Origin of the sequence: Herbidospora cretacea, assembly GCF_001570605.1 — a bacterium.
In the GTDB taxonomy this organism is placed as follows: domain Bacteria; phylum Actinomycetota; class Actinomycetes; order Streptosporangiales; family Streptosporangiaceae; genus Herbidospora; species Herbidospora cretacea.
The window spans coordinates 122,820-149,504 of sequence record NZ_BBXG01000018.1 but is presented as its reverse complement, the minus strand read 5'-3'; the positions used below and the strand labels follow the sequence as shown (position 1 = coordinate 149,504).

Here is a 26,685-nt window from a genome sequence, read left to right as displayed (position 1 = left end):
ACCTGGCAGAACACTCTCGTATGGACAGTACCGAGGTGCGCCACCTCGACGTTCACGGGTACAGGCGGGCCTACCGGATTGCCGGTGGCGGCCCGCCCTTGCTGCTGATCCACGGCATCGCGGACAGCTCCGAGACGTGGAAACCCGTGATGTCGATGCTGGCCGAGCACCACACCGTGATAGCACCCGACCTGCTGGGACACGGCGACTCGGACAAGCCGCGGGCCGACTACGGCGTCGCGGCCTACGCCTGCGGCATGCGCGACCTGCTGGGCGTCCTGGGCGTCGACGAGGTGACCGTGGTCGGCCACTCCCTCGGCGGCGGCATCGCCATGCAGTTCGCCTACCAGTTCCCCGAACGCTGCGAACGGCTGGTCCTGGTCAGCAGCGGCGGCGTCGGCCGCGAGGTCCATCCCCTGTTGCGGCTGGCCAGCGGCCCCCTCGCCGCCGAGACCGGCCTCGCGCTCGCCACCTCGGCCCCCGTCCAGGGGCTGGTACGCCTGGCCGCGCCCCTCCTGCGCCGGGGTCTGCGGATGGGCCCCGACTTCGACCACGTCCTGGCCCGCTACCAGGGGCTGACCTCGATGACCGCCCGGCAGGCCTTCCTGCGGACGCTGCGGGCCGGGGTCGACATGCGCGGCCAGGTCATCACCATGCTCGACCGCTGCTACCTCACGGCGGGCATGCCCACCCTGATCATCTGGGGCGCCAACGACACGGTCATCCCCGCGACCCACGCGACCGTGGCCCACCACGCCATGCCCGGCAGCCGCCTGTGCGTCTTCCCCCGCACCGGCCACTTCCCCCACCACGACCAGCCGGAACGCTTCGTCGACACCGTGGTCGAGTTCATCAAGTCCACCCACCCCCAGAAGTACGACCAGGAGAAGTGGCGCGACTTCCTCCGCACCGGCCACACCTTCCCCCCGGAGACCTCCAGCGGCACCTGACCCCCGTCACGGAGCCGAGCCCGGCCCCGCCAGCGGGTCGACGTCGCCGGCGTGCATCGGCTCGCCGCAGTGGTCGCAGCGCAGGTCCACAGCGGCGATCTCGCCGCACGCGTGGTGGCGGTAGAGCACCGGCGGGCCCGCCTCGCCGGCCAGCCACCGGTCGCCCCAGGCGGTCATGACCATGAGCAGGTCGACCAGCTCGGCGCCCTTGGCGGTCAGGCGGTATTCGTAGCGCGGCCGGTTGTCGTAGGGGTGGCGCTCCAGCACGCCCTGCTCGACGAGGTGGCCGAGCCGTTCGGTCAGCACCTTGCGGGAGATGCCGAGGTCGGCCTGGAGCTGGTCGAAGCGGCTGAGGCCGACCCAGACGTCGCGCAGGATCAGCGGCGACCAGGGTTCTCCGATGACGTCGAGGGTGCGGGCGATGGAGCAGGCCATCTCCCCGAACTGCGTGCGTTGCATGACGCCATCCTAACCTTCGGGGTTCCCTTACGGAACTCCGGGTGTTACGGTTACGGAGTCTCCTCAAGGAACCCATCGCTGACCACCCCTCTCTTCCAAGGAGTACCGCCATGCTCGACCCCGACGTCCGCCGCGTCCTCGACGGCGCCTCGATCGCCCACCTCGCCACCGTCCTGCCGGACGGCTCGCCGCACAACGTGCCCGTCTTCGTCGGCACCCACGGCGACCACATCGTCTTCTTCACCGGCCCGGGGGTGCGCAAGGTGCGCAACCTGCGCCGCGACCCCCGGCTGGCGCTGTCGATCGCCCCCGCCGACAACCCGTTCATGCCCGTCGTCATCCGGGGACGGGTCGTCGAGTGGATGGAGGGCGACGCGGCCTGGGAGATCATCGACCGGGTGGCCGTGAAGTACACCGGTCAGCCCTACTCCCGCGAGCATGAGCGGGTCGTGGCCGTGATCGAGGCCGAGCGGCAGACGGTCGGCGTCGGCTGAGAGTTAGCGCAGGGCGTCGAAAGCGGCTCTGATCCGGGGACCGGTGATCGTCGGGCCGTGGGCGGTGGCCAGGGCGGTGAGCTCCATGGCGGCGAGCTGGTCGACGTAGCCGCCGAAGACCACCGGGTCGAGCCACGCCCGCCAGGGGCTCAGCGCCGTCGCGAAGCGGTCGACCGACTCCAGGTGCTCGCCGGAGGGCAGGTCGGCGGCGTCGGCCGTGGGATGGGGCACCACCGCGCCGAAGCAGTCGGCGGCCCAGTAGACGCCGGTGCGGTCGTCGTAGAGGCCCAAGGTGGCCGAGGCGTCGTAGAGGGGCGGGCGGACCGCCCGCAGGGTGCGGCCGGCGACCGGCCAGGGCTCGCCGTCGCGCAGGTGGCGGACCCTTCTCCGGGGGTCGAGCGGCGGGTGGCGCAGGCGGCCGGTCACCAGGGTGGCTCGGGGGCAGGCGTCCAGGGCGGCGGTCAGGTTGCCCACGTGGTCGGCGTCGTCGTGGCTGACGAAGACCCAGCGGACGTCCGCCGGGTCGACCACGGCGAAGACGTCCTCCAGCCACTGGTCGCGGTGGAGGGCCGAGCCCGTGTCGACCAGCACCGGCTCCCGGCCCGTGATCACCATGGTGTTGACGAATCCGAACCCGTCGGCGGCCGGGACGAGGCGCGGGACCAGCACGGTGTCGGGGGCGATGCGATGGGGTTCGAGCATGCGGTCCAGCCTCGCCGGTCCGGCTTGGCCGTTTCTTGCCGGGAACTTAACGGGGCATGCCCGCCCGCCGGGCGAACTCGTCGGCCGACTCACGCAGCGCGGCGGAGTCGCGGCCCAGCACGTCGGCCAGCCGGGCCAGGCAGCGGTCGGCGATCGCCCAGCCGAGGACCCGCCCGGCGCAGACCTCCAGGTGGGGGTAGAGGGCCTCGGCCGCCTCCCGGTCGCCGAAGGCCACGATGAGCTCGGTGAGCACGTCGGGGACGATCCGGTAGGCGAGATCGCCGACCATCACGGCGAAGCCGTCGCGGGCGAGACCGGCGAAGATCTCCCTCGACTCCTCCTCCCGGCCGACGTCGAGCAGCAGGGCGCAGCGCAATACCGTCCACATCTGCTCGGGGTGGACGATCTCCAGGGCCGCCGCCGAGTCGCCCTCGGCGCGCAGCCGCAGGGCGCGCATCAGGTCGGCGCGGGACCTCGGGCCCCGGCCGCCCTCCGGGTGGGCGCGGGCCGCCTCCGCCGCCTCGGCCTCCGCCAGGGCCAGGTCCCCGGTCATGTACGCCAGAATCGCCGCCTGCCAGCCCGCCAGGCCCGCGAGAGCCGGGCGGCGCAGGTCGACGGCGGTCCGGCGCAGCCAGGCCAGGATCGGCCGGCCCTCGTCGAAGCGGCCCTGGGTGAACAGCTCGACGTACCAGGCCTCCTGGACCAGCCACTCGTCGACCACGTCGACGGTGGCGCCGTGCATCCGGGCGATCAGCGCCTCGCGCTCGGCGACGGGGGCCACGCCCCGGGACAGGAGTTCGGCCGCGCTCAGCGCCCGCAGCAGCGAGCGGTCGTCGGCGGCCTCCTCGATGGCCCGCGCGGCCAGCGCGCGGCTCTCGTCCATCGGGCGGGTGAAGGCGCCGATGATGGCGGCGGCCGACAGCAGCATCGAGCGCCAGCGCGACCCGGCGCCGCGCAGCGCCCGGTCGATCCGCCCGACCAGGACGTCGGTGGCGTTCAGCTCCTCGTACATGGCCCAGACCAGCGGGTCGGAGAAGCCCAGCGCCGCGCGGGCGAGGCGTTCGGCGTCGCCCAGGTCGTCGGCGACGGTGACGGCCTCGTCCAGCACCGCGTGGACGCGGGAGTTGAGACCCGCCACGGTCAGCGCCTCGGCCAGCTCGATCAGCAGGTCGCACCTGAGCGCGAGGTCGGTGACGGGGAGCTGGCCCGTGAGGGCGACGGCGTGCTCCAGGTGGGCCGCCGCCTCCTCGTGGGCGAACTGGCCGGTGGCGTGCCGGGCGGCGGCGCGGGCGTAGGTGATCGCCTTGGCGGCCATCCCGGAGATGACCAGGCCCTCGCGGTAGTGGTAGGCCAGCTCGCCCGGCTGGGTGCCGCGGCCCTCCAGGACCTGCGCCACCTTGGCGTGCATGCGGCGGCGGCGCAGCGGGGCCAGGCCCTCGCGCAGCACGTCGCGGACGATGTCGTGGCTGAAGGTGTAGGTCAGCGACCGCTCGGTGAGCAGCCGGGCCTGCACCGCCGCGTCGAGCACGTCGAGCACCTGGTCCTGCGGCAGGTCGAGCACGTCGAGCAGCACCCCGAGCTCGGTCTCCCGCCCGATCAGGGCCGCCGCGCTCAGCACGTCGTGAGCGCCCGGCGGCAGCGCGGCCAGCCGCCCGCGCAGCACCTCGGCCATCGCGCCGGGCGAGTCGCCGAGGCCGAGGAAGAACGGGTTCCCGCCGGTACGCCGCAGCTCCACCCCTGCCCGCAGCGGGTCGCCGCCCGACCGGGCCAGGTATTCGGCCACCGCGTCCTCCGGCAGCCCGCCCAGGGTCACGCCCTCGACGTGGGACAGCCGGCGCAGCGCGGCCAGCGTGCGGGCCAGCGGCTCGCCGACCTCGGTGTCCCGGTAGGTCGCCAGGACGGTCAGCGCCGGGCACGACCGGGTGGTGGCCAGGAAGTCGAGCAGCCGCAGCGAGGCGGTGTCGGCCCATTGGAGGTCGTCGAGCACGACCACCGTGGGGCCGGCCGCGTTGACCAGGCGGGCGACGGCCTCGTACATGGGGAACTCGCCGGTGGCGGCGGTGATCTCGGCGAGTTCGCCGTCGCGGCCGGTCAGCTCGCGCAGCGCCGCCACCCACGGCCAGAAGGGCGGCGCGCCGCCGCCGTCCCAGCAGCGGCCGACGACCACGCGCGCCCCGGAGGCGCCGGTCGCCCGGTGGGCGGCCGCCTCGACCAGGCTGGTCTTGCCGATCCCCGGCTCTCCCGCGACCAGCACGATCCGGTGGCCCGGCGCGGCGACGGCGGCGGCGAGCCGGTCGAGCTCCGCCGAGCGGCCCAGGATCTCCTCGGCGGGCGGCGGGGCGGCCAGCCGGACGGGGGCCGCCGGGGCGAGCGCGGCGTCCTGGGCGAGGATGCGCGCCTCCAGGTCGCGGGTGCGCGGATCGGGGTCCAGGCCGAGCTCGTCGACCAGCACCCGCCGCCCCTCGGCCAGCAGCGCGAGGGCGTCGGCCTGGCGTCCGGCCTGGTAGAGGGCGTGCGCGGCGTGGCGGCGGACGCGTTCTCTCGTCGGGTACGCCGCCACCAGCCGCACCAGCTCCGGCACCAGCGCCGAGCCCCGGCCGAGGGCGAGGTCGGCCTCGTTGGCCTCCTCGACGACGGTCAGCCGCAGTTCGTCGAGCGCGACGCGCTCCTCGCGCGCCCAGGCGAGGTTCTCGAACCCGGTCAGCGCGTCGCCCCGCCACTCGCTGAGCGCGAGCCGGAACTCCCGGGCCGCCTTCCCGGCGTCTCCCGCGCCGAGCAGCCGGCGGCCCTCGTCCACGTGGGCGGCCACCCGGCGCAGGTCGACGTCGCCGTCGGGGATGTCCAGGGCGTAGCCGCCCGACCGGCCGACCAGCACGGCGGCGGTCCCCCGCCGCGACCGGCCGGGTTCGAGCGCCCGGCGCAGCTTGGAGATGTACGCCTGGACGGTGTTGACCGCGCTCGCCGGCGGCCCCTCGTCCCACAGGGCGTCGATGATGCGCGCCACGGTCACCGGCCGGGGTGAGGCGAGCAGGCAGAGCGCGAGAACCGAGCGCTGCTGGAGCGGTCCGATGTCCAATGCGACGCCGTCCGCGCCGATCACCGTGATGGGCCCGAGCACCCGGAATTCCATGGGCGGACTCTACCGAATTGGTGGCTGATGTCCGGCTCGTCGCAGCAGCCGCCGCGCCGGGCGCGGACCGGTCGTGCGGAGCCAGATCTGGACGGCCGCGCCGCCCAGCGGCGACCGGTCGACCTTGAGGTGGCCGCCGGTCGACTCGGCCAGCCGGCGGGCGATGTCCAGCCCGAGGCCGGTCGACCCCGCGCCGCTGTGGCCGCGCTTCAGCGCGCCCGCCGGGTCGTCGATGCCCGGCCCGGCGTCGGCGACGAGGATGCCGACCATGCCGGACCCCTGGTGCAGGGTGACGGTGAAGGCGGTCCGTTCGGGGGTGTGCCGGAAGACGTTGCCGAGGGTGGCGTCGACGACCGCGCTGAGGTCGGCCGCCGCGACCGGGACCTTGGCGGGCTCGTCGGCGCCGTACAGGTCCCACGGCCTGCCCTGGTCCTCGGCCAGCGCCGACCAGAAGGCCAGCCGCTCCCTCAGCACGGCCGCCGCGTCGCAGCCCGTGACCGGGCGGGCCGGTCTGCGGGCGGTCTCGATAATGGCGTCGACCTCGCGTTCGAGCCGGTCGACCTGCTCGGCGGCCGGTCCGTCGGTGCCGACGTGGAGGCGCAGCGCGGTCAGCGGGGTCCGCAGCCGGTGGGACAGGTCGGCGGCGAGCTCCCGTTCGGCCGCGAGCAGCCCGGCGACCTGGTCGGCCATGGTGTTGAAGGCCTGCCCGGCGGCGACCAGCTCGGGCGGCCCGGCCGGGGTGATCCGGACCGAGAGGTCACCCGTGCCGAGCGCGCTCGCGGCGGCCCCCAGCGACCGGGTGGCCCGGACCATCCGGGAGCCCAGGCGGTCGGCCACCACGACCGACCCCGCGACCAGCGCGACCGCCACCCCGGTGAGCACCGCCCAGGAGGCGGCGACGCCTTCGCTGAGGGCGGCGTCGGGCACGTACACCTCGATGACCGCCCTCCTCCCCCGGTCGAGGGCGACCGGGCGGAGCAGCGCGAACCCCCCGGAGACCCGGATCGTCCGGGCCCGCGCGGCGGCCAGGTCGAGCCCTCCGACCCGCGAGACCCCCACGGACACGCCGTCGAGATGGACCGCCAGCCGCGCCGCGCCCCCGGCGGCGGTGCTGGCCAGCGCCGGTTCGAGCCGCTCGGGATCGGTGGTGACGACAAGCGCCGGGACGATCATGCTGGCCTGCCGCTCGGCGTCGCCCAGCGCCCTGCTCTCGGCGGCCTGCTTGACGGCGGCGGCGAGGGGGATCAGGAACGCGAGCGCGACCATGGCCGTCACCGCGACGGCGACCAGCGCCAGGCTCCTGCGCATCTACTCGCCACCCGGCGCGCTGAGGCGGACCCCGACCCCTCTGACCGTGTGGATGTAACGGGGATTCGACGCGCTCTCCCCCAGCTTCCGTCGCAACCACGACAGGTGCACGTCTATCGTCTGGTCGTCGCCGTACGACTGCCGCCACACCTCGGTCAGCAGCTCCTTCCGGGAGACCACCCGGTCGGGCCTGGCGCCCAGATAGGCCAGCAGGTCGAACTCCCGGCGGGTGAGCTCCAGCGGCCTGCCGTCGAGCGCCGCCTCCCGCCGGGCCGGGTCGACGGTCAGCCCGCCCACCCGGATCGGCGCGGTCGCCGGGACGGTCCGGGCCCGCCGCAGCACCGCCTCGATGCGCGCGTTGAGATGGTCGCCGGAGAACGGCTTGACCAGGTAGTCGTCGGCGCCGTCCTGGAGGAGCCGGACGATCTCGGCCTCGTCGTCGCGCGCCGTGGCGATGATGACCGGCACGTCGGAGATGGCCCGCAGCATCTTCAGCGCCTCGGCGCCGTCGAGGTCGGGCAGGCCCAGGTCCAGCACGACCACGTCGGGCGGGAAGTGCGCGATGTCGCGTAACGCGTCGAGGGCGCCGCCCGCGCTGCGCACGGCGTGGCTGCGGCCACCCAGATCGCGGATGATCGCCGACCGGACGAACTCGTCGTCCTCCACCACCAGAACCGTCGCCATGGCCCCACACGTTACGACACGTTTCTCTGGTCTTTCGGGGATAATGCCGCCATATGCGTGCAATCGGGTACACCGTGGCGTGGTGCGGGGCCACCGCCCTCGCGGTCGGGGTGGCCTGGTTCGGCGTCAGCGGCGTCCTGCGCACCGCCCTCGGGGACGGCGAACCGCTGACCCCGCTGGTGGTCGCGGCCCCCGAGCCGAACGCGGCGCCCGCCACGCGGCGCGACCCGCCCCCCTCACCCGAGGCGACCGCGAGCGCGCCCTCTCCGACCGCCACCCCCAGACCCCGCAAGAAGCCCACCGGCCGCCCCGCAGTCGCGGAGACGACAAGCCCTCCGAGCCAGACGCCGGCCCAGACCCCCGACCAGACCCCGCCTCCGGCCCCCCGGCAGAGCCAGGCCCCGAAGCCCGCTCCCTCTCAGGACCAGCCCTCGGAGAAACTCCACACCTTCACCCTCCAGGGCGGCCGCGCGGTCGTCGCGGTACGGGAGAACGACTGCCGGATCGTGTCCGCCACCCCGGCGGAGGGCTGGGAACTGAAGACCTGGGCCGAGTCCTTCTGGCTCCGGATCACCTTCCTGCGCGACGGCAGGGAGTCCTCGGCCTTCTGCACGTGGAACGCCCTGCCACCGAGGCTCGACACCTACGAAACGTAGGACACAGGACCGGAACCCGGCCCCCGCCGTCACACCGCGCGAACAGATAGGGACGCGCTGTTCCTTTGAAACAACTCCCCCGCGCGAGCCACAACCAGCATTCGACCGTCCGCGCCACCGCCCCATCAAGCCGATTCCACGGGTGAGCCGCAACCCCGCCATCTGTCCATCGGGCGAATCGAGGCGCGAGCCGCAGCCGGCCTTCAGCGGCCCGCACCGCCTTTCCCACAAGGCGCGAGCCACGGTCGCCCGGTCCCCTGTCTACAGGCGCGAGCCACGACCGGCCGACCGTCCGCGCCGCCTTCCGAAGGCCGATCGCGTCTCGGTTAAAGGGACTTCTCGAACTTCTGGAGGTCCTTCAGGTGCTTCTCGCCCGCCGTGATGATCGCGTCGGCCATCTCCACCCCCGGCCCGTAGGCCCCGCCGGACTTCTCCTCCTTAGCCAGGGCCAGCGCGCCCTTGAGGTGCTTGATCATCAACGCCGTGAACCGCTCGTCGAAGACGGCGCCCGCCGAGGCCGCCAGGTCGGCCATGTCCTTATCGGAGATCAGCCCCGGCATCGGCTTGCCCCGCTGGAGCGGCTCCACCGCCCACTCGGCCAGCCACCCCTTCAGCGCCTCGACCTCGGGCTCGCGCTCGGCCCGGTAGGCGGCGGCGAAGTCGCGCACCCACTGGTCGCCCGCGGCGGTCCCGGCGAGGCCGGTCAGGTCGTACGCCTGGAGGTTGTGGGCGATCAGCGTCGAGGCGAAGACCTTGTCCGCCTCGTTCGGCCCGCTCTCCGCCACTGCGGGCTCCTCGGTGGCCGTCTCGGTCGGCACGGGCTCCTGGGAGGCGGTCACGGTCGGGACCGGCGCGGCGGAGGTGGCCGCCGGGGCGGCGGACGGCGCGGCCTCGACCGCGGGCTCGGCGGCGCATCCGGATATCAGGGCCACGGCCACGAGGGCGGTGGGCAGGGCGATCCGGGGGAAGGTCGTCATGGGCCGAGACCTTACCGAAACCCGGATAAGGGAGTGCTCAGATAAAGGTCGGGAGGGCCGCGGAAGGCACGAACAGTGCCTCCGGCAGAACTCTCCTAACTCTTTCGGTCAAAGGCACGTGCGCTTTGGGGAGACCTGTTCTAGCCTGCGATCATGCGCAAGTGGCTCGAAAAGCGATGAAAGGTTTCATCCACTCGAAACCTCTGTTGACACGCACGAAACAGTGATACGTTCTTGGGAGCGCTCCCAAGCCGCCGCGTGACACAATTCGGGCCTGAGGAGACCGGATGGCCGATCTTCCCACCCTCGCAGAGGTAGCCGCCGCTGCTGGCGTCTCCCCGGCAACCGCTTCCCGAGTCCTGACGGGCTCGGTCAGAGTGACAACAAGCACCAGGCGACAGGTCCACGACGCCATGTCGCGCCTGGGGTACGTCCGACGGAGAGCTCCGAGGGGCTCCACCGCGCGCCGTACGGACCAGATCGTCGCCGCAGTGGTGTGCGAGCAGACGCCTCGGTTGTTCACCGAGCCGTACTACGCACGCCTGCTGTCGGCAGCCGAAGAGGTGTTCGCCGGCCATGGGGTACCCCTCGTGGTCATGACCGCCACTCCGGCGACCGCCGCGATCGCCGCTCCGCCACTCGTGGCGGGGGCCGTCGACGGGGTGCTCCTGATCGGGGCGCGGGCCCGCCACCCGCTCGCCGTGACACTCGCCGCCTCGGGGATACCGGTCCGCAGTGCCGGTCGCCCGCCGGACGGCGTGGATCTCCCGTACGTCGACATGGACAATCGCGACGGAGGCCGCCAGGCCGCCGAGCACCTCCTGCTGGGCAACCGCAGGGTGATCGCCACGATCGCGGGGCCGCCGACTCTCCCGGCGGCACGCGACCGGCTCGACGGGTTCAGGGAGACCCTCCGCGACGCGGGGGTCACCGACATGCCCGTCGCGTACGGCGACTTCACCCACGCCTCGGGCGCGCACGCCATGCAATGGCTGCTCCAACGCGCACCCAGGCTGGACGCGGTGTTCGCCGCGTCCGACGTGATGGCGGCCGGCGCGATCCAGGCGCTGCGACGGGCCGGGCGCAAGGTGCCCGACGACGTCGCGGTGGTCGGGTTCGACGACGCCCCCATCGCCCGGCACACCTCGCCGACGCTCACCACGGTCCGCCAGCCGGTGGAGGAACAGGCGGCCCTGGCCGCCCGGATGCTCCTCATGGCCCTGGCCGAGGGCGAGCCGCCCAAGGGCAACCCGGTCCTGCCCACGGAACTGATCGTCCGTGAATCGACCTGAGCTGGCCGAAGGCGATGTCCTGACCCGTCGTTATCTGCTCCAGGAGCGGATAGCGACGGGCGGGATGTCGGTCATCTGGAAGGCTTTCGACCAGTCGCTCCAGCGGACCGTCGCCATCAAGCTGCTCGACTCATCCCTCGACGAGAACACCCCGGGCCGGGAACTCATCCGGCGGGAGGCCAGGGCGACGGCCCGGCTGATCCACCCCGACGCCATCGAGGTGTACGACTACGGCGAGACCGTCACCCCCCGGGGACGCCTCGCCGCCTACGTCGTGATGCGCCTGCTCGAAGGCCGGTCGCTGGCCGACCGCCTGTCCGACGGCCCGCTCCCGTGGGAGGAGGCCGCCGCCACCGCCGCCCGCCTGGCGCTGGTGCTGGCCGCCGCCCACGAACGCGGCATCGTCCACCGCGACGTGACGCCGGAGAACGTCCTGCTCACCCCCGAGGGCGCCAAGCTGCTCGACTTCGGCATCGCCGCGTTCGCCGGCGAGGCCGACGACGACCTGGTCAAGGACTTCGGCACCCCGCCCTACGTGGCCCCGGAACGCCTCAAGGAGCTGCCGGCCGCCCCGGCGGTCGACGTCTACTCCCTGGGCGTCCTGCTGTACGAGATGCTCAAGGGCCACCCGCCCTATCCCGAGACGACCTGGGAGGGCATCGAACTGGCCCGCCGCGACGGGCCGCCACCCGGCCCCGAAGGCGTCCCAGGACTGCCTCCCGAGATCGCGGCCGTCTGCCGCCGATGTCTGTCGCCTGACCCGACAGACCGGCCCAGCGCCCGCGAGGTCGCGGCGGCCCTGACGCCCGGGGAGGCCGAACGCGAGCCCGGCTGGGTGAAGTGGGGCGCCGCCGTGGCCGGGCTCCTGGCCCTCGGCATCCTGGTCTGGCAGCAGCCCGGCGGCACCCCGGCGGGCCTGGCGGCGGACACGAGCCTGGGCGTGACCCCCACGGCCACCCTCACCCGCATCCCGCCGGACCACAGCGTCCCCGTCTTCGACCCGCGTCCGTCGACGGCCGAACCCCGGGCGACCGACGCGGCCGAGCCACGCCCCGACGCCCCGGCGGAGGACGACCCAGCTCCCCCGCCGGCCACCGAGCCGCCCAGGCCCACCCCGCGCCCCGGCTCGACCCTGGCCCCCATCCCCCTGGCCAGCCCGGCCCGAGGCGCCCCGACCGTGGCGTCGGCGGCGGGCGACTTCGCCCGCCTGGTGACCGAGGGCCGCGAGTCGCGCGACATCGCCGGCTACGCCGCCGACGACCTGCACCTGGAGATGCGCAACCTGCTCGCCAACGACGACCCCCGCGGGGTCCCGAACCTGCGCAGGAAGCTCGACGACCGGCTGCGGGAGCAGGCCCTCAGCCCGGCCCTGAAAGCCCGGCTGGAAGCGGCCCTCGACCGGCTGTCGGCCGCCTTCGCCGCGAGGGGAACCTGACCCCCCGGTCCACACTCCGGAACGGAAGCTGGCCGGGAACGTTCTGACCAGGGAGAGTAAAGGCGATCGTGCGGGCCTCCGCACGTGTCCGCACGATCCCTCGAATTCAGGGTTTAATACCGCGAGAACCCATGGGAGCGCTCCCGTCAATGGGAGCGCTCCCAGAATAAGGGTGTGTTTCCGGCCGGTTTCCCGCCCGCCGCCGCACCCGCCCGACACCTTCCCGCAATCCTGCCGAATCTTTCATGCGGAATCTGCGCCCTTTCATTGGGTAACCTGCGGGTCCATGAGTGGATTCAAGAAGTTCCTGCTCCGCGGCAACATCGTGGAGCTGGCGGTCGCCGTGGTCATCGGGGCCGCCTTCACCGGATTAGTGCAGGCCGTGGTGGCCGACTTCATCACACCCCTGGTCAAGGCCATCACCGGCGGCGGCGCTGAAGCCTTCGGCGAGCTGAAGTTCACGATCAACGGCAGTGTCTTCGCCTACGGTCACTTCATCAACACGCTGATCGCCTTCCTCATCGTCGCGGCCGTCGTCTACTGGCTGGTGGTCACCCCCATGACCCGGCTGGTCGCCATGTTCGAGAAGGACAAGGTCGCCACTGAGAAGAAGTGCCCGGAGTGTCTGAGCGACGTACCGATCGAGGCCCGCAGGTGTGCGTTCTGCACCAGCGACCTGACCCCCGCGGCGTCCGAGCGGCCCCCGGCTTAAGGCTTCGGGCATAAGAGCGGCGTAAAACCTGTAAGCGTCGTGAAAGGTCCCCGCAAGTCGGCTTCCCTAGTGTCCCGTCTCGTCAAAGACAACTAGGAAGGCACTCTCCCAATGAAGACCGCTCGCCTCATCCTCGTCGCCGGTGCGACCTCCCTGCTCATGGGCGTGGCCGCGTGTGGCGCCGGCTCGAACACCACTGAGGTGTGCAACGAGGCCATGAAGGCGTTCACCGACTACAGCACCAAGGTCGGCCAGGCCGCCGGGAACCTCGACGGGATCAACACCGAGACGCAGGCTCTGGCCACCCAGCTCAAGGGCCTGTCCGACAAGGCCGACGGCGACCTCAAGGCCTCGCTCACGAAGATGGCCGACACGTGGGCCACCCTCAAGATCGACCCGGCGAACCCCTCGGCGATCACCGAGTTCGCCACCAAGACCTCCGAGGCGACCCAGGAGCTCGGCCTCGCCTGCGCGGGCTGACCCACCGCCACGCCGCCGGGCCGCTCTCCGGCCCGGCGGGGGCTCGTGGCTCCGCCCACCACGGCACCGACCACCGCGGGGGCCCCGCCCCGCACCCGGCGCCGACCGGCCGCTCCGGCCAGCGCCGCGACGGGCGGGCGTTTCCGGGAACGGCGCAGCGACCACAGGTAACAGAGCGGGCGGACGAACCGGCGGCGGATCCCGGCGGACGGGCGACGGCCCGGCGGGGAAACGGGAGAACCGGCAACAGGGGAACGGCCGAGGCAAAGCGGTCAGGGCCCGCCCGGCGCAGGTCTTACTCGAACGGCCCGGCCGGCGGAACAGCCGGCGGGCGGTGGTCCGTCCGACCAGTCGACCGGCCGGGGAACCGAACCGGCCGACAGGTCATCGGACTCTTCAACGCACATGAACTCACGATCGCCGTACCTCCGGAGAGGCACGGCGATCGCGGCGTTTTCCGAACACTCATGCTGGGGATCCAGGCCGGGGTGGCATTTCCCTGGTGACCCGTCGACTCGGCGCGACGACGGGGAGGGACCGAACCGTTTCCACCAGGAGACGGAGGATGGGGCATGGACGAGGGCCTCCGGTTCTGGCGGAACCGTCACCCGGGATACATCGGATGTTATGTAGGAGAAACCACAGATGTCCTACATGTTTCGGGACGATAGATGGGACTTATGATTTTTGTCAACAGAAGTCTGCCGAGGAACGAGATTAATTAGCCTCCCAACGCCCCATGTGACGTTGCACTGTTACCGATGGCCAGCGAGAACACGCTCCAACCCGCGTGGGGAACGGTCCTACCGGGGATCACAACGGGGCCCTGGGCCCGTTGACCCCCCTCATATCCCGTAGTAACAATGTCATCGATCAGCTCAAGGGCGGTGGCAGCCTGCGGGTCGACACAGAGTCACAGAGACGTGATCGGCGCACGCGTCCCTCATCGAAGAGGAGTAAGCGTGAGCGACACTCATGCACGACACGACGCTCTCCGCCGAAGCCTGGGGCTGAACCGGCGCCAGTTCATGGCGGCTACCACCGGCGTGGCCGCCGCCACGGCGCTGCCGCTCGCCCTGCCCGGAGCCGCCATGGCCGACGAGGTCCCCGCCGCCGCCCCCGCGCTGCCGGACGACCGGAGCGCCCTGGTTCCCGCCTCGCAGCGAGGCATCATCCTCTACACCGTCCGCGACGCCACGGGCCGCGACCCCCTGATCAACACGGCGCCCTCGGGCTTCCGTGAGGTCCTGGAGGCGCTGTCCACCATCGGCTACAAGCAGATCGAGTTCGCCGGCTACACCCAGCACGCCAACGCCGAAGGCGGCCGCACCCTCGAATCCGTCGCCGGCGCCCAGTTACTGCGCACCTGGCTGGACGCCTACGGGCTGCGCGCCCAGGGCAACCACGGCTTCATCCCGTCGTCGTGGCCGCTGAGCCAGGCCGACATCGACCGCTTCAAGCAGCACCTGGAGATCGCCAACATCCTCGGCATGCAGCACGTCGGGACCGGCAGCGACCCCACCAACAGCAACTACAAGGCCGACTGGGACATCGCCATCGCCAAGTGGCACGCTCTCGGCGAGCTGGCGACCGCGGCCGGTCTGAAGCTCTACACGCACAACCACGACGCCGCCTACAACTTCCTGCTCGACAGCGGCCCACTCGACGCGCAGGGCCGGCCGACCCGGTCGTCCGGCATCCGCAAGCTCGAGTACTTCCTCAGCCAGACCGACAAGCACCTGGTCTTCCTGGAGATGGACCTCTACTGGGCCCACGTCGCCCAGTACAAGTTCAGCAACTACACGGCGGCCGACGGCACCGTGGTCCAGGACATCTTCCAGCCGTTCCAGCTCGTGCGCGAGAACCAGAAGCGCTACCCGCTGTTCCACATCAAGGACGGCAAGAGCAACCCGGCCACGGCCAACGGCTACGACATGGCCCCGCTGGGCACCGGCAACATCAACTACCGCGAGTTCTTCGAGACGGTGAAGATCCGCGACAAGCACAACCCCATGTTCGAGCAGGACACCGCGCCGGGCACCGACCCGATGCAGTCGCTCAACATCGCCCAGCTCAGCTGGAACAACTGGGCCGCCATGCGCGAAGACCGGTACTACGAGTAACCACTTCCGAAGCCCAGTTTCATACCGGACCGCCGCGCGGATCCGCCGTTGCCCCGGCGGGCGTGGCGGTCCGGTCCCGATACTCCTCGTCCAAGGAGAAGTACCTTCCATGCAGCGTACCCGAAGGGCGCTGGGGGCCATCGTGGCCGCCCTGGCGCTTCCGTTAGGCATGCTCGGCGCTCCCGCGCAGGCAGCCGACGACCCGGCCGTGACCTGGTCGAACTACGAGAAGATCACCCTCACCAAGAACGTCGGCGAGCCCGTCGACATGGCCGTGCTCCCGGACCTGCGCGTCCTGCACACGGCCCGGACCGGCGACCTCCGCCTGACCGACCCGTCGACCGGCATCACCAAGATCGTCAACACGATCCCGGTCTACAACAACTCCGAGGACGGGCTCCAGACGGTCGCGCTCGACCCCGACTTCGCGACCAACAAGTGGGTGTACCTCTACTACGCCCCCCGCACGATGACCCCGCCCTACGTCGCGACCACCCCGACGGGCTCGGCGCCGAACACGCTGCCGGCGGGCCAGACCGACGCCTACTGGGACCAGTGGAAGGGCTACAACCAGCTCTCCCGGTTCAAGTGGGACGGCGAGAAGCTCGACCTGACGACCGAGCAGGTCATCATCAAGGTCGAGGTCCAGCGCGGCCAGTGCTGCCACGTCGCGGGCGACCTCGACTGGGACGCCGACGGCAACCTCTACCTCGGCACCGGCGACAACACCCCGGCCTCCGCGCCGGGCGCCAACGGCTACGCCCCGAACAACGACGCCCCCGGCGTCAACCCCGGCAACGACACCCGTCGCGGCGCCGGCAACAGCAACGACCTGCGCGGCAAGATCCTGCGCATCAAGGTCCAGGCCGACGGCTCGTACACGATCCCGGCCGGGAACCTGTGGCCGGTCGGCACGGAGAAGACCCGTCCCGAGGTCTTCGTGACCGGCGTGCGCAACCCGTTCCGCCTGGACGTCGACCCGTCGACCGGCACCCTGTCGTGGGCCGACTACGGTCCCGACGCCGGCGCGCCGAACGCCGACCGCGGCCCGATGGGCTACGTCGAGTGGAACACCACGCCGACGAACAAGCCGATCAACGCGGGCTGGCCGTACTGCACGGGCAACAACTTCAACTACAACAACTGGAACTTCGCGACCAACACGCCGCGTGAGTTCTTCGACTGCGCCGCCGGCCCGGTCAGCGGCTCGCGGCACAACACCGGTATCGCGCAGCTGCCCCCGGCCACCCCGGCCGACCTGTACTACGGCGACAACAACACCCACCAGCCGGCCGAGTGGGCGGGTCTGACCGACTTCGACCCGCAGGGTGGCCAGGGCCCGATGGGCGGCCCGATCTACCACTACGACGCCGCGAACCCCTCGCCCCACAAGTTCCCGCAGTACTGGGACGGCAAGGCGTTCTTCGCCGAGTTCTCGCAGGACTACCTGGCGGCCTTCACCCTGGCCGGCCCCGACGGTCCCGTCACCAAGATCGAGCAGTTCTTCCCGAACAAGGCGCTGACCACGGCCGCCATGCCGATCACCGACAGCCCGATCGACATCGAGTTCGGCCCCGACGGCGCGCTCTACGTCCTCGACTACGGCGACGGCTTCTTCCGCGCCAACCCCGACTCCGGTCTCTACCGGATCGACTACGCGGCCGACAACAAGACCCCGCAGCCCAAGATCAAGGTCGACAAGGCGTCGGCCAGCGCGCCGCCGCTGACCGTGAACTTCGACGCCTCGGGCTCGACGGACACCGAGCCGGGCACCCTCACCTACGAGTGGGACGTGGACGGCGACGGCACCTTCGACAAGACCGGCGTCCAGGTCAGCCACACCTACGCGGCCAACGGCCTCTACTTCGCCCGCCTCAGGGTCACCGACTCGGGCGGCAAGTCGGCGCTGGCCTCGGTCGAGATCTCCGTCGGCAACACCGCTCCCGAAGTCAGCGTCAACACCCCCGGCAACGGCGGCTTCTTCGACTGGGGCCAGGCCATCCCGTTCAACCTCTCGGCCAACGACGCCGAGGACGGCCCGAACGCGGTCTGCTCCCGGATGCAGTGGAACTTCGGCCTCGGCCACGACAACCACGCCCACCCCGAGACCCTGGGCACGGGCTGCACCGGCGCCTGGCCGACCCCGGCCAACGCCCCCGAGCACGGTGAGACCGAGAACATCTTCGGCGTCGTCGTGATCTCCTACCGCGACGCGGGCGCCAACGGCCTCCCGCCGGCGCTGGGCGAGGCCAGCATCATCCTCAACCCCAAGCTCCAGCAGGCCGAGCACGCCGACATCATCAACGGCGCGGTCGACACCGACGACCCGAACGCCTCGGGCCTGGGCAAGATCACCTCGCTCGACCCCGGTGACTCCATCGCCTGGGACCCGGTGAACTTCGCCGGCATCAACAGCGTGAAGGTCCGCGCCTCCGGCGCCGGCACCCTGGCGCTGCGCTGGAACTCGGCGACGGCCACCCCGTTCGCCAGCGTCACCATCCCGGCCGGCGCGGGCTGGCAGGAGGTCACCCAGTCGCTGGCGGGCGCCCCGACGGGAACCGGCCAGCTGTACGTCACCTCCACCGGCGGCGTCGAGGTGGACTCCTTCACCTACGTCGGCGGCGGCGTCGCCGACACCACCGCCCCGACCGTGACCGCGACGCCGACCCCGGCGCCGAACGCCAACGGGTGGAACCAGGGCAACGTCAGCGTCAGCGTCACCGCGACCGACAACGGCACCGTCTCCAGCCGCCAGTACTCGACCAACGGCGGCCAGACCTGGTCCAACGCCAACAACGCGATCAACATCACCGCCGAGGGCGTGACCACGTTCCTCTACCGGGCCACCGACTCGGGCGGCAACGTCTCCCCGGTCGGCACGCTCACCATCCGGATCGACAAGACCAACCCGACGGCCGCGGTCACCGGCGTCACCGCCGGCGAGTACGGCACCGGCGACGTCGTCACCCCCGTGGTGACCGGCACCGACGCCCACTCGGGTGTGGACACCACGACCGCCACGATCGACGGCACTCCGGTCACCCCCGGCCAGCCGTTCGACCTGTGGAAGCTGTCGCTCGGCGAGCACACCCTCGTCGGCACGGTCACCGACAAGGCCGGCCGCACCGCGACCGCCGAGGTCAAGTTCACGGTGACCACGTCGTACGAGGACCTGGAGACGCTGATCCCCCGGATGCGCGACGCCGGCAAGATCACCGCCAACGGCGCCACCGCGCTGCTGAACAGCCTGCGCGACGCGCAGCACAGCCTCAGCCTGAACAAGCCGTCCGCGGCCAGGTCGGAGCTGAACAGCTTCATCCGCACGCTGTCGCAGCGTGACTACGTCAAGGACGCGGAACTGCGCGCGGCCCTCGAAAGAGACGCCAACGCGTTGCTCGCCGCCATCTAAAAGGTAAATAACCACAAAGGTGGGAGGGGCCCCCGTGGCCCCTCCCTTCTTTTGTTATCGCGGACGCTTATACGTCGAACTCTCCGCCTTTCACCCCGTGCACGAATGCGTCCCATTCACCGGGTGTGAACACCAGGGTCGGGCCGGTCGGGTTCTTGGAGTCGCGCAGCGCGATCGCGTGGCCCATCAGGGCCACTTCGACGCACTGGTCTCCCTGGCTGTTGGACTTCTGGGCCTTGCGCCAGGTGGCGCCCGCAACGTCCAGGTCGGGGAACTTCATGACGTCATCTCCTTCTCTGCGGATTCGAGTACTTCCAACGACCGTTCCGGGCTGAGTGCCGCCGCCCGGAGGTGGTCGAAGATGTGGGCGCAGCGGCTGAGCTGGTCGGCCGCCTCCAGGTAGAGTTCGCCGCCCGGGTTCTCGAGCAGGACGACCTCCCCGTCGGCGGGCCCGGCGAAGCTCAGGATGCTGAACGGACTGCCCATGCCGAGATAGGCGCCACCACGCAGAGAGAGCACCTGGATCGTGATGTTGGGACGGTTGGCCAGTTCGTGCAGGTGACGGAGTTGGTGGGCCATCACCTGCGGGCCGCCGACGCGGCGCCACACGACGCCCTCGTCGAGAACCACCCACATCGCGAAGTCTGGCTGGTCGAGCTTGCGCTGCCGTTCGAGCCGCAGGGCGACCCGGCGGCCGGTGGCCTTGGGGGTCTCCACGAGAGCGGCGCTGATGACGGCCCGCGCGTAGTCGGCGGTCTGGAGGAGGCCGGGGATGACCACCGATTCGTAGTTGCGCACCGACACGGCCTCCGATTCGAGCCCCACATAGGGCCCGGGAAGGACGTCACCGAAGGCGTGCCACCAGCCGCGGTCCCCCGCGTCACGGGCGAGGTCGGCCAGGGCGGCCTGGTGGGCCGGGTCGGCTTCGTAGAGTTCGAGCAGGTCACGGAGGGTTCTCGCCCGGGGGCGGGTGTGCCCGGTCTCGATGCGGTAGATGGTGGAGAACGCCACACCGAGCCGTCCCGCGACCTCCTCGCGGCTGTAGCCGGATTCGACGCGCAGACGGGTGAGCTCACCGGCGAGACGGCGTAGCCGGATCGTCGGCTGGCGCCCAGTTCCCATTGACTAATAGCCCTTTCTGGTAATGCCGGTGCCATGGAGTCTGCCACGGCGCGTTAGGGACTCCAGGTAATGCGGATTAGTGACGGAGGACATTTCTGCACCGCTGGAGAATCCCATGTCCTTCTTGGGGTAGCTGGCCTTGCATGAAGCAGATCACCACTGACATTCCAGCGCGGTTAGACCGACTGCCCTGGTCGCGTTTCCACTGGCTCGTGCTTCTGGGGCTGGGCACCGTGTGGGTGCTCGACGGCCTTGAGGTCACGATCGTCGGAGTGATCGGGCCCCGGTTGACGAGCGAGGCCGGCGGACTGAACCTGACCGATTCCGAAGTGGGCCTGGCGGCCGGGATCTACGTGCTCGGGGCGTGCATAGGCGCGCTCTTCTTCGGCCATCTGACCGACCGGTACGGCCGGAAGAAGCTCTTCCTGGCCACGCTGGCGCTCTACCTGGCTGCCACGGTGGCGACGGCGTTCTCGTTCGAGCCCTGGTACTTCTTCCTGTGCCGGTTCTTCACCGGCGCCGGAATCGGGGGTGAGTACGCCGCCATCAACTCGGCGATCGACGAACTGATCCCGGCCCGGCTCCGGGGCCGGATCGACCTGATCATCAACGGCTCCTACTGGCTGGGCACCATCTTCGGCGCGCTGGTCGCCATCCCGCTGCTCAACCCGGAGGTGCTGCCGGAGGACCTCGGATGGCGACTGCTGTTCGGGCTGGGCGCGATCCTGGGCATCGGCATCCTGCTGATCCGCAGGCTGGTGCCGGAGAGCCCGCGCTGGCTGTTCATCCACGGCAAGGACGAGGAGGCCGAGAAGATCGTCACCGGCATCGAGCGGTCGGTGCACCAGGACCTGCCCAAGGTCGACCAGCGGATCACGGTCAACCAGCGCGACCACACGCCGCTGTCGGAGGTCGCGGTCACGCTGGTGAAGAGGTATCCGCGGCGTACCGTCGTCGGGTTGTCGCTATTCGTCGGCCAGGCGTTCCTGTACAACTCGATCTTCTTCACCTACGCCCTGGTGCTGGCCACCTTCTTCGGGGTGCCCGACGGTTCGACGCCCTGGTATCTGATCCCCATCGCGATCGGCAACTTCCTGGGGCCGCTGCTGCTCGGCCACTTCTTCGACTCCATCGGCCGCCGGCCGTTGATCGCGGGCACCTACGTGCTGTCGGGCCTCTTGCTCGTCGGCACGGCCCTGCTGTTCAACGCGGGCGCGCTCGACGCGATGACGCTGACCATCTGCTGGATGGTGGTCTTCTTCTTCGCCTCGGCGGGGGCGTCGTCGGCCTACCTGACGGTGTCGGAGATCTTCCCGATGGAGACGAGGGCGCTGGCGATCGCGCTGTTCTACGCGGTCGGCACCGGCCTCGGCGGCATCATCGGGCCGATCCTGTTCGGCCGGCTCGTGGAGAGCGAGCAGGCCGGCCAGGTGACCGTGGGCTATCTGATCGGGGCGGGCCTGATGATCGCGGCCGGTCTCGTGCAGTGGTTCATGGGCATCGAGGCGGCACGGCGGTCCCTGGAGGACATCGCCGCGCCGCTCAGCGTTCAGACCACCGACCGCGCCCAGGCGTAGTCGGCCTTGCCGTTGGCGTGCCGTCGGACCCGCTCGACCCTGACGAACGCCTTCGGCACCTTGAACCCGGCGAGCCGGGCGGCGCACGCGCTCTTCAGTGCGGCGTCGTCCGGCCCGCCGGGTTCCTCCGTCTGGACGACCGCCACCACCTCCTGGCCCCACCTCTCGCTGGGCCGGCCGACCACCAGGGCGTCGGCGACCCCGGCGACCTCCCGGAGCACGCCCTCCACCTCTTCGGCGAAGACCTTCTCTCCCGCCGTGTTGATGACGGTCGCCTCCCGGCCGTGCAGGTCGATCGTGCCGTCGGCGCGCCGGACCGCCCGGTCGCCCGGGATCGCGTAGCGCACGCCGTCCACCGTGCGGAAGGTGCGGGCGGTCTTGTCCGGGTCGCCCAGGTAGCCGAGCGGGATCGGGCCCGAGCGGGCCAGCCAGCCCTCCTCGGGGTCGCCGGGTGACAGGACGCGGGTCTGGTCGGCGCTCAGCACGACCGTCCACGGGCCCGCCTCGAATTTCCCGCCGTCCATGCGGACGGCCGAGTTGCCGGTCTCGGAGGAGCCGAGGGTGTCGACGGTCCGGACGCCCGGGATGAGCTCGGCCAGGCGGGCGCGCAACGCCTCGCCGAGGAAGGCCCCGCTGGTGCCGATCATGCCGAGCTTGAGGTCGTACCGGCGCCTCTGCAGTTCCTCCACCAGCGGGCGGGCGAAGGCGTCGCCGACGATGACGGTGCCGGTGACCCGCTCGCGTTCGAGGGTGGCCAGCAGGCTGGGCGCGTCGAAGCGGTCGGCGCGGTCGGCGATGACGACGGTCGAGCCGAGGCACCAGCCGTTGAGGGTGAACCAGACGCCGGTGCCGTGCATGAGCGGCGCGGCGGGGAGGATGCGGCGGCGGCTGGCGGCGGCGTGCCCGACCAGTTCGGCAAGGCTCGCGAAACCGGAGCCGTCGCGGCGGCGGACGCCGACCGGGCCGTCGAGCAGGTCGCCGATGCGCCAGACGACGCCCTTCGGCATGCCGGTCGTGCCGCCCGTGTAGATGATGTGGTGGTCGCCGGGCGAGGGGGTGACCGGGACCGGGTCGTCGCAGGACGCGGCCAGCGCCTCCTCGTAGGGGAGGGCTCCGGGGGCGAGGGGGTGGCCCGAGTCGTCCATGACCTGGAGCAGGAGCATCGACGGCGTGGCCACCTTGGCCACGAGCGGCGCGAAGGCCGCGTGGAAGACGACCACCGACGGCTCGGCGTCGGCGAAGAGGTAGGCCAGTTCGTCGGCCGTGTAGCGGTAGTTGACGTTGAACGGGGTCACCCGGGCCTTATGGGCGCCGAGCAGGGCCTCCAGGTATTCGGGGCCGTTGTGCAGGTAGACGGCCAGCCTCGTGCCGGGCCCGAACCCGCGGGAGTGCAGCAGGTTGCCCAGCCGCCGGGTGCGTCCGGTCACCGAGCGCCAGGTGGATCGCCGGTCGCGCCACACCAGGCACTCCCGGTCGGGGACCGCCGCCGCGATCGCCTCATGCAGCGTGGCCAGGTCGAACTGGGTCACCGCACCCTCCAAAACCACGGGTCCAGAACATTGGTCCAGAACATTCGTCTGCGACCATTCTCACACAAACCGCATGTGTGATTACTTTCGGACGAATGGGTATGAATGTAGTCGATGGCACACGTAGCGTCATCAAAGCCACTTTCGGGGGAAAATATGGCTGAAATGCCTCAGAAGCGCCAGCCCAAGACGTCGGGCAAGGCCAAGCGCACCGCCATCAAGGACCAGCGCGCGGCCAAGCAGGACAAGCGCGAGGACGGTGCGAACCGGCCCGAGCGTGAGGGCATGGGCGGCGGTTCGATGGGCGGCCGCACGGCCGGTGGGGAGCGGTCGCAGCAGCAGCCGCACTCTTCGCAGCAGCAGCGCCAGGGTGGTCAGCACCACTGACCTTCGGGTCTGAGGTGAAAGGGCCCGGGGAAGGGGGCGACCCGTTCCCCGGGCCTGTTTCCGGTAGGGAGAACCCAGATGGCTGGATATCTGCGCTTTCCCACGATCTTCCGCGACGTGGTGGTGTTCGCCGCCGAGGACGACCTCTGGATGGTCCACGCCGACGGCGGCCGCGCCTTCCGCCTGACCGCCGGGGTGGCCGAGGCCGCCTATCCCCGGCTGTCCCCCGACGGCACCCAGATCGCCTTCGTCGGCCGTGAAGAAGGGCCCGAGGAGGTCTACGTCATGCCGGCGGACGGCGGCGCCGCCGAACGCCTCACCTTCCACGGCGCCGACTGCCAGGTCACCGGCTGGGACCCGCACGGCGCGATCGTCTACACCAGCGACGAGGGCCAGCCCTTCCACGGCTACCGCTGGCTGCACCGGGTGGTCCCGGGCGGCGTGCCCGAACCGCTGCCCTACGGCCCCGCCTCCGCGATCACCTACGGCCCCGGCGGGATCGTGCTGGGCCGCAACACCTCCGACCCGGCCCGCTGGAAGCGCTATCGCGGCGGCACGGTCGGCGACCTGTGGATCGGCGCGCGCCGGTTCCGCCGCCTCATCGCGCTGCCCGGCAACCTCGCCTCGCCGTGCTGGGTGGGCGACCGCGTCTTCTTCCTGTCCGACCACGAGGGCGTCGGGAACGTCTACTCGTGCTCCCCCGACGGCGGCGACCTGCGGCGGCACACCGACCACGGCGACTACTACGCCCGCAATCTGTCCTCCGACGGGCGGCGGCTGGTCTACCACTGCGGCGCGGAGCTCTACCTGCTCGACCCCGAGGCCGACGAGCCCTGGCCGATCGACGTGCGCCTCGGCAGCTCGCTGACCCAGCGCAACCGCCGGTTCGTGCCGGCCTCCCACTACCTCGACAGCGCCACCCTCAGCCCCGACGGCTCGCGGCTGGCCGTCACGACCCGGGGCAAGGCGTTCTCGTTCGCCTGCTGGGAGGGCCCGGTCCTCCAGCACGGCGAGCCCGACGGCGTCCGCTACCGGTTCCTGACCTGGCTCGACGACGACGGCGAACGCCTGGTCGCGGCGGCCAGCGACGACGGCGACCGCGAGGTCCTCGTGGTCCTGTCGCGCGAGCACGACGACCCCTTCCGCCTCGACGCCGCCGACACCGGCCGCGTCACCGCGCTGGAGGTCTCCCCCAAAGGCGACCGGATCGCCGTCACCAACCACCGCAACGAGCTGCTGGTCGTCGAGCTCCACGACGACGGCGCGACGGTGACCGAGGTGGAGGCCAGCCCGTTCGGCGCCATCGAGGACCCGGCGTGGTCGCCGGACGGCGCCTGGCTGGCGTACGCGTGCCCGGTGGCCCGGCAGACGACGATCATCAAGCTGTTCAACGCCGAGACCGGCGAGATCGCCCCCGCCACCGACCCGGTGCTGGTCGACCGGCGGCCCGCGTTCGACCCGGAGGGGCGCTACCTCTATTTCATCGGGCAGCGGGTGTTCAACCCGGTCTACGACGAGCTCCAGTTCGACCTGGGCTTCCCGATGGGCACCCGCCCCTACGCCGTCGCGCTGCGCGAGGGGGTCGGGTCGCCGTTCGTCCCGGAGCCCCGGCCGCTCGACCACGAGGACGACGTCGAGGAGGACTTCGAGATCCACGTGGCGGGGCTGCCGCGACGGATCGTGGCCTTCCCGGTCGAGGAGAACCGCTACCACCGGATCGCCGGGCTGAAGGGCAAGGTCATCTACACCACGACCCCGGTCGTCGGCGACCGGGGCTCGACCCTGCACTGTTACGACTTCGCCAAGCAGAAGGCCGAGGAGCTCGTCTCCGACGTGGCCGACTTCGTCCTCGGCCGCGACCACACGACCCTGCTCTACCGCGCCGACGACGACCGCCTGCGGGTGGTCAAGGCCGGGGAGTCGCCGCCGGACGACGACGAGACCGACCGCAACGACGGCTGGATCGACCTCGACCGGGTGAAGGTGTCGGTCGCGCCCGAGGCCGAGTGGCGGCAGATGTTCCGCGAGGCGTGGCGGCTCCAGCGGGAAAACTTCTGGGACGAGGACATGGCCGGCATCGACTGGGACGGCGTCTACGCCCGCTACCTCCCCCTGGTCGACCGGGTCGGCACCCGGGGCGAGTTCTCCGACCTGCTCTGGGAGTTGCTGGGCGAACTCGGCACCTCCCACGCCTTCGAGTCGGGCGGCGAGTACCGCGACCGCCCCCACTACTGGCAGGGCAAGCTCGGCGTCGACTGGCTCCACGCGGACGGCCGCTACGTCATCGGCCGCGTCGTCGCCGGCGACCCGTGGGACCCGGCCGCGACCTCCCCGCTCAACCGGCTGGGGGTCGACGTCCGGCCGGGCGACGTCGTCACCGCCGTCAACGGCGTCCCCGTCGGCCCGGACGCCTCACCCGGGCGGCTGCTGGTGAACCTGGCCGACGAGGAGGTCGAGCTCACCGTCGAGCGCGACGGCGAATGCCATCTCGTGGTCGTCCGGGCCATCGCCGACGAACAGCCCGCCCGCTACCGCGACTGGGTGAACGCCAACCGCCGGCTCGTCCACGAGCACACCGGCGGCCGGGTCGGCTACGTGCACGTCCCCGACATGGGCCCCGAGGGCTTCGCCGAGTTCCACCGGGGCTTCCTGACCGAGTACGACCGGGAGGCGCTCATCGTCGACGTCCGCTTCAACGGCGGGGGCAACGTGTCGGCGCTGCTCCTGGAGAAGCTGTCGCGGCGGCGGCTCGGCTACGACTTCCCGCGCTGGGGCGTCCCGGCGCCCTATCCCGACGAGTCGCCGCGCGGCCCGATCGTCGGCCTGACCAACGAGTGGGCCGGGTCGGACGGGGACATCTTCTGCCACACCTTCAAGCTGCTCGGGCTGGGGACGCTGGTCGGCAGGCGCACGTGGGGCGGGGTGGTCGGGGTGTGGCCCCGCCACCGCCTGGCCGACGGGACGCTGACCACGCAGCCCGAGTTCTCCTTCGCCTTCGACGACGTCGGCTGGCGGGTGGAGAACTACGGCGCCGACCCCGACGTGGAGGTCGACATCACCCCGCAGGAGTACGCGATGGGCGTCGACGCCCAGCTCGAACGGGCCGTCGAGATCGCCGTGGAGTGTCTCGGCCGGTCCCCCGCCCACACCGCCGACCCGGCCGACCGGCCCCGCCGGGTGGTGCCGACGCTGCCCCCCCGGGTGGCCGCCTGGCGGGAAACCGACGATCGCCGTGGCCGAGGTCGGCTAGCGTAGGCCG

The 26,685-nt window shown here is 71.4% G+C and carries 21 protein-coding genes; 12 read left to right on the top strand and 9 right to left on the bottom strand.

What is annotated here, in order from left to right; genetic code table 11:
* Positions 1-20 precede the first annotated feature (20 nt).
* Positions 21-950 carry an alpha/beta fold hydrolase gene (locus AW270_RS29060; RefSeq protein WP_061299307.1) on the top strand — a complete coding sequence of 310 codons (930 nt, stop codon included), beginning with the start codon at positions 21-23 and terminating at the stop codon, positions 948-950.
* A gap of 6 nt (positions 951-956) precedes the next feature.
* Here AW270_RS29060 and AW270_RS29055 read toward each other — a convergent pair whose 3' ends face one another.
* Positions 957-1,409 carry a winged helix-turn-helix transcriptional regulator gene (locus AW270_RS29055; protein ID WP_061299306.1) on the bottom strand — a complete coding sequence of 151 codons (453 nt, stop codon included), beginning with the start codon at positions 1,407-1,409 and terminating at the stop codon, positions 957-959.
* 110 nt (positions 1,410-1,519) lie between these two features.
* On the opposite strand from AW270_RS29055, the gene AW270_RS29050 reads away from it, so the two are divergent.
* The gene (locus AW270_RS29050; protein ID WP_061299305.1) at positions 1,520-1,903 is read left to right on the top strand and encodes a TIGR03618 family F420-dependent PPOX class oxidoreductase; all 384 of its coding nucleotides are present in this window, start codon (positions 1,520-1,522) and stop codon (positions 1,901-1,903) included.
* 3 nt (positions 1,904-1,906) lie between these two features.
* On the opposite strand, the gene AW270_RS29045 is transcribed toward AW270_RS29050, so the two are convergent.
* The 4 genes from AW270_RS29045 to AW270_RS29030 are packed head-to-tail and all read right to left on the bottom strand — an operon-like array spanning position 1,907 to position 7,727.
* Entirely contained in the window at positions 1,907-2,605 is a 699-nt protein-coding gene (locus AW270_RS29045; RefSeq protein ID WP_061299304.1) for an oxygen-binding di-iron domain-containing protein, read from the bottom strand.
* Positions 2,606-2,651: 46 nt separating this feature from the next.
* Positions 2,652-5,735 (bottom strand): ATP-binding protein, encoded by a 3,084-nt coding sequence (locus AW270_RS29040; RefSeq protein ID WP_061299303.1) that lies wholly within the window; start codon positions 5,733-5,735, stop codon positions 2,652-2,654.
* Positions 5,736-5,744: 9 nt separating this feature from the next.
* The gene (locus AW270_RS29035) at positions 5,745-7,043 is read right to left on the bottom strand and encodes a sensor histidine kinase (protein ID WP_061299302.1); all 1,299 of its coding nucleotides are present in this window, start codon (positions 7,041-7,043) and stop codon (positions 5,745-5,747) included.
* A complete protein-coding gene (locus AW270_RS29030; protein ID WP_061299301.1) occupies positions 7,044-7,727 on the bottom strand; it encodes a response regulator transcription factor in 684 nt (227 codons plus the stop codon).
* A gap of 53 nt (positions 7,728-7,780) precedes the next feature.
* Here AW270_RS29030 and AW270_RS29025 point away from each other — a divergent pair, with 53 nt between their 5' ends.
* The gene (locus AW270_RS29025) at positions 7,781-8,383 is read left to right on the top strand and encodes a hypothetical protein (protein ID WP_157522781.1); all 603 of its coding nucleotides are present in this window, start codon (positions 7,781-7,783) and stop codon (positions 8,381-8,383) included.
* A gap of 326 nt (positions 8,384-8,709) precedes the next feature.
* Here the strand turns inward: AW270_RS29025 and AW270_RS29020 are convergent, their stop codons facing one another.
* Positions 8,710-9,360, bottom strand: coding sequence for a DUF305 domain-containing protein (locus tag AW270_RS29020; protein ID WP_061299299.1), 651 nt, complete (start codon positions 9,358-9,360; stop codon positions 8,710-8,712).
* A 287-nt stretch (positions 9,361-9,647) separates the two neighbouring features.
* Between AW270_RS29020 and AW270_RS29015 the strand changes: the two genes are divergently transcribed.
* From AW270_RS29015 to AW270_RS28990, 6 genes are all read left to right on the top strand, one after another.
* Positions 9,648-10,652: a LacI family DNA-binding transcriptional regulator gene (locus AW270_RS29015; RefSeq protein WP_061299298.1), complete on the top strand. Its 1,005-nt coding sequence runs from the start codon at positions 9,648-9,650 to the stop codon at positions 10,650-10,652.
* The gene (locus AW270_RS41915) at positions 10,639-12,087 is read left to right on the top strand and encodes a serine/threonine-protein kinase (RefSeq protein WP_157522778.1); all 1,449 of its coding nucleotides are present in this window, start codon (positions 10,639-10,641) and stop codon (positions 12,085-12,087) included. The genes AW270_RS29015 and AW270_RS41915 overlap by 14 nt, the downstream gene beginning before the upstream one ends.
* 286 nt (positions 12,088-12,373) lie before the next feature.
* A complete protein-coding gene (gene mscL / locus AW270_RS29005; protein WP_061299296.1) occupies positions 12,374-12,799 on the top strand; it encodes a large conductance mechanosensitive channel protein MscL in 426 nt (141 codons plus the stop codon).
* A gap of 111 nt (positions 12,800-12,910) precedes the next feature.
* The gene (locus AW270_RS29000) at positions 12,911-13,279 is read left to right on the top strand and encodes a DUF8711 family protein (RefSeq protein WP_061299295.1); all 369 of its coding nucleotides are present in this window, start codon (positions 12,911-12,913) and stop codon (positions 13,277-13,279) included.
* A gap of 962 nt (positions 13,280-14,241) precedes the next feature.
* Positions 14,242-15,402, top strand: coding sequence for a sugar phosphate isomerase/epimerase family protein (locus tag AW270_RS28995; RefSeq protein ID WP_061299294.1), 1,161 nt, complete (start codon positions 14,242-14,244; stop codon positions 15,400-15,402).
* A gap of 109 nt (positions 15,403-15,511) precedes the next feature.
* Positions 15,512-18,811: a PQQ-dependent sugar dehydrogenase gene (locus AW270_RS28990; RefSeq protein WP_061299293.1), complete on the top strand. Its 3,300-nt coding sequence runs from the start codon at positions 15,512-15,514 to the stop codon at positions 18,809-18,811.
* A 67-nt stretch (positions 18,812-18,878) separates the two neighbouring features.
* Here the strand turns inward: AW270_RS28990 and AW270_RS28985 are convergent, their stop codons facing one another.
* Positions 18,879-19,091: a DUF397 domain-containing protein gene (locus AW270_RS28985; RefSeq protein ID WP_061299292.1), complete on the bottom strand. Its 213-nt coding sequence runs from the start codon at positions 19,089-19,091 to the stop codon at positions 18,879-18,881.
* Positions 19,088-19,933 carry a helix-turn-helix domain-containing protein gene (locus tag AW270_RS28980; RefSeq protein ID WP_061299291.1) on the bottom strand — a complete coding sequence of 282 codons (846 nt, stop codon included), beginning with the start codon at positions 19,931-19,933 and terminating at the stop codon, positions 19,088-19,090. The genes AW270_RS28985 and AW270_RS28980 overlap by 4 nt, the downstream gene beginning before the upstream one ends.
* A gap of 212 nt (positions 19,934-20,145) precedes the next feature.
* Between AW270_RS28980 and AW270_RS28975 the strand changes: the two genes are divergently transcribed.
* Complete coding sequence (locus tag AW270_RS28975; RefSeq protein ID WP_245674902.1) at positions 20,146-21,510, top strand: MFS transporter; 1,365 nt, start codon at positions 20,146-20,148, stop codon at positions 21,508-21,510.
* Here AW270_RS28975 and AW270_RS28970 read toward each other — a convergent pair.
* The gene (locus tag AW270_RS28970) at positions 21,483-23,039 is read right to left on the bottom strand and encodes an AMP-binding protein (protein WP_061299289.1); all 1,557 of its coding nucleotides are present in this window, start codon (positions 23,037-23,039) and stop codon (positions 21,483-21,485) included. The two genes, AW270_RS28975 and AW270_RS28970, sit on opposite strands and share 28 nt — an antisense overlap.
* Positions 23,040-23,204: 165 nt before the next feature.
* On the opposite strand from AW270_RS28970, the gene AW270_RS28965 reads away from it, so the two are divergent.
* Together AW270_RS28965 and AW270_RS28960 are read left to right on the top strand one after the other, a co-directional pair.
* Positions 23,205-23,426 (top strand): hypothetical protein, encoded by a 222-nt coding sequence (locus AW270_RS28965; protein WP_157522775.1) that lies wholly within the window; start codon positions 23,205-23,207, stop codon positions 23,424-23,426.
* 78 nt (positions 23,427-23,504) lie between these two features.
* The gene (locus tag AW270_RS28960; protein WP_061299287.1) at positions 23,505-26,681 is read left to right on the top strand and encodes a S41 family peptidase; all 3,177 of its coding nucleotides are present in this window, start codon (positions 23,505-23,507) and stop codon (positions 26,679-26,681) included.
* Positions 26,682-26,685: the final 4 nt, after the last annotated feature.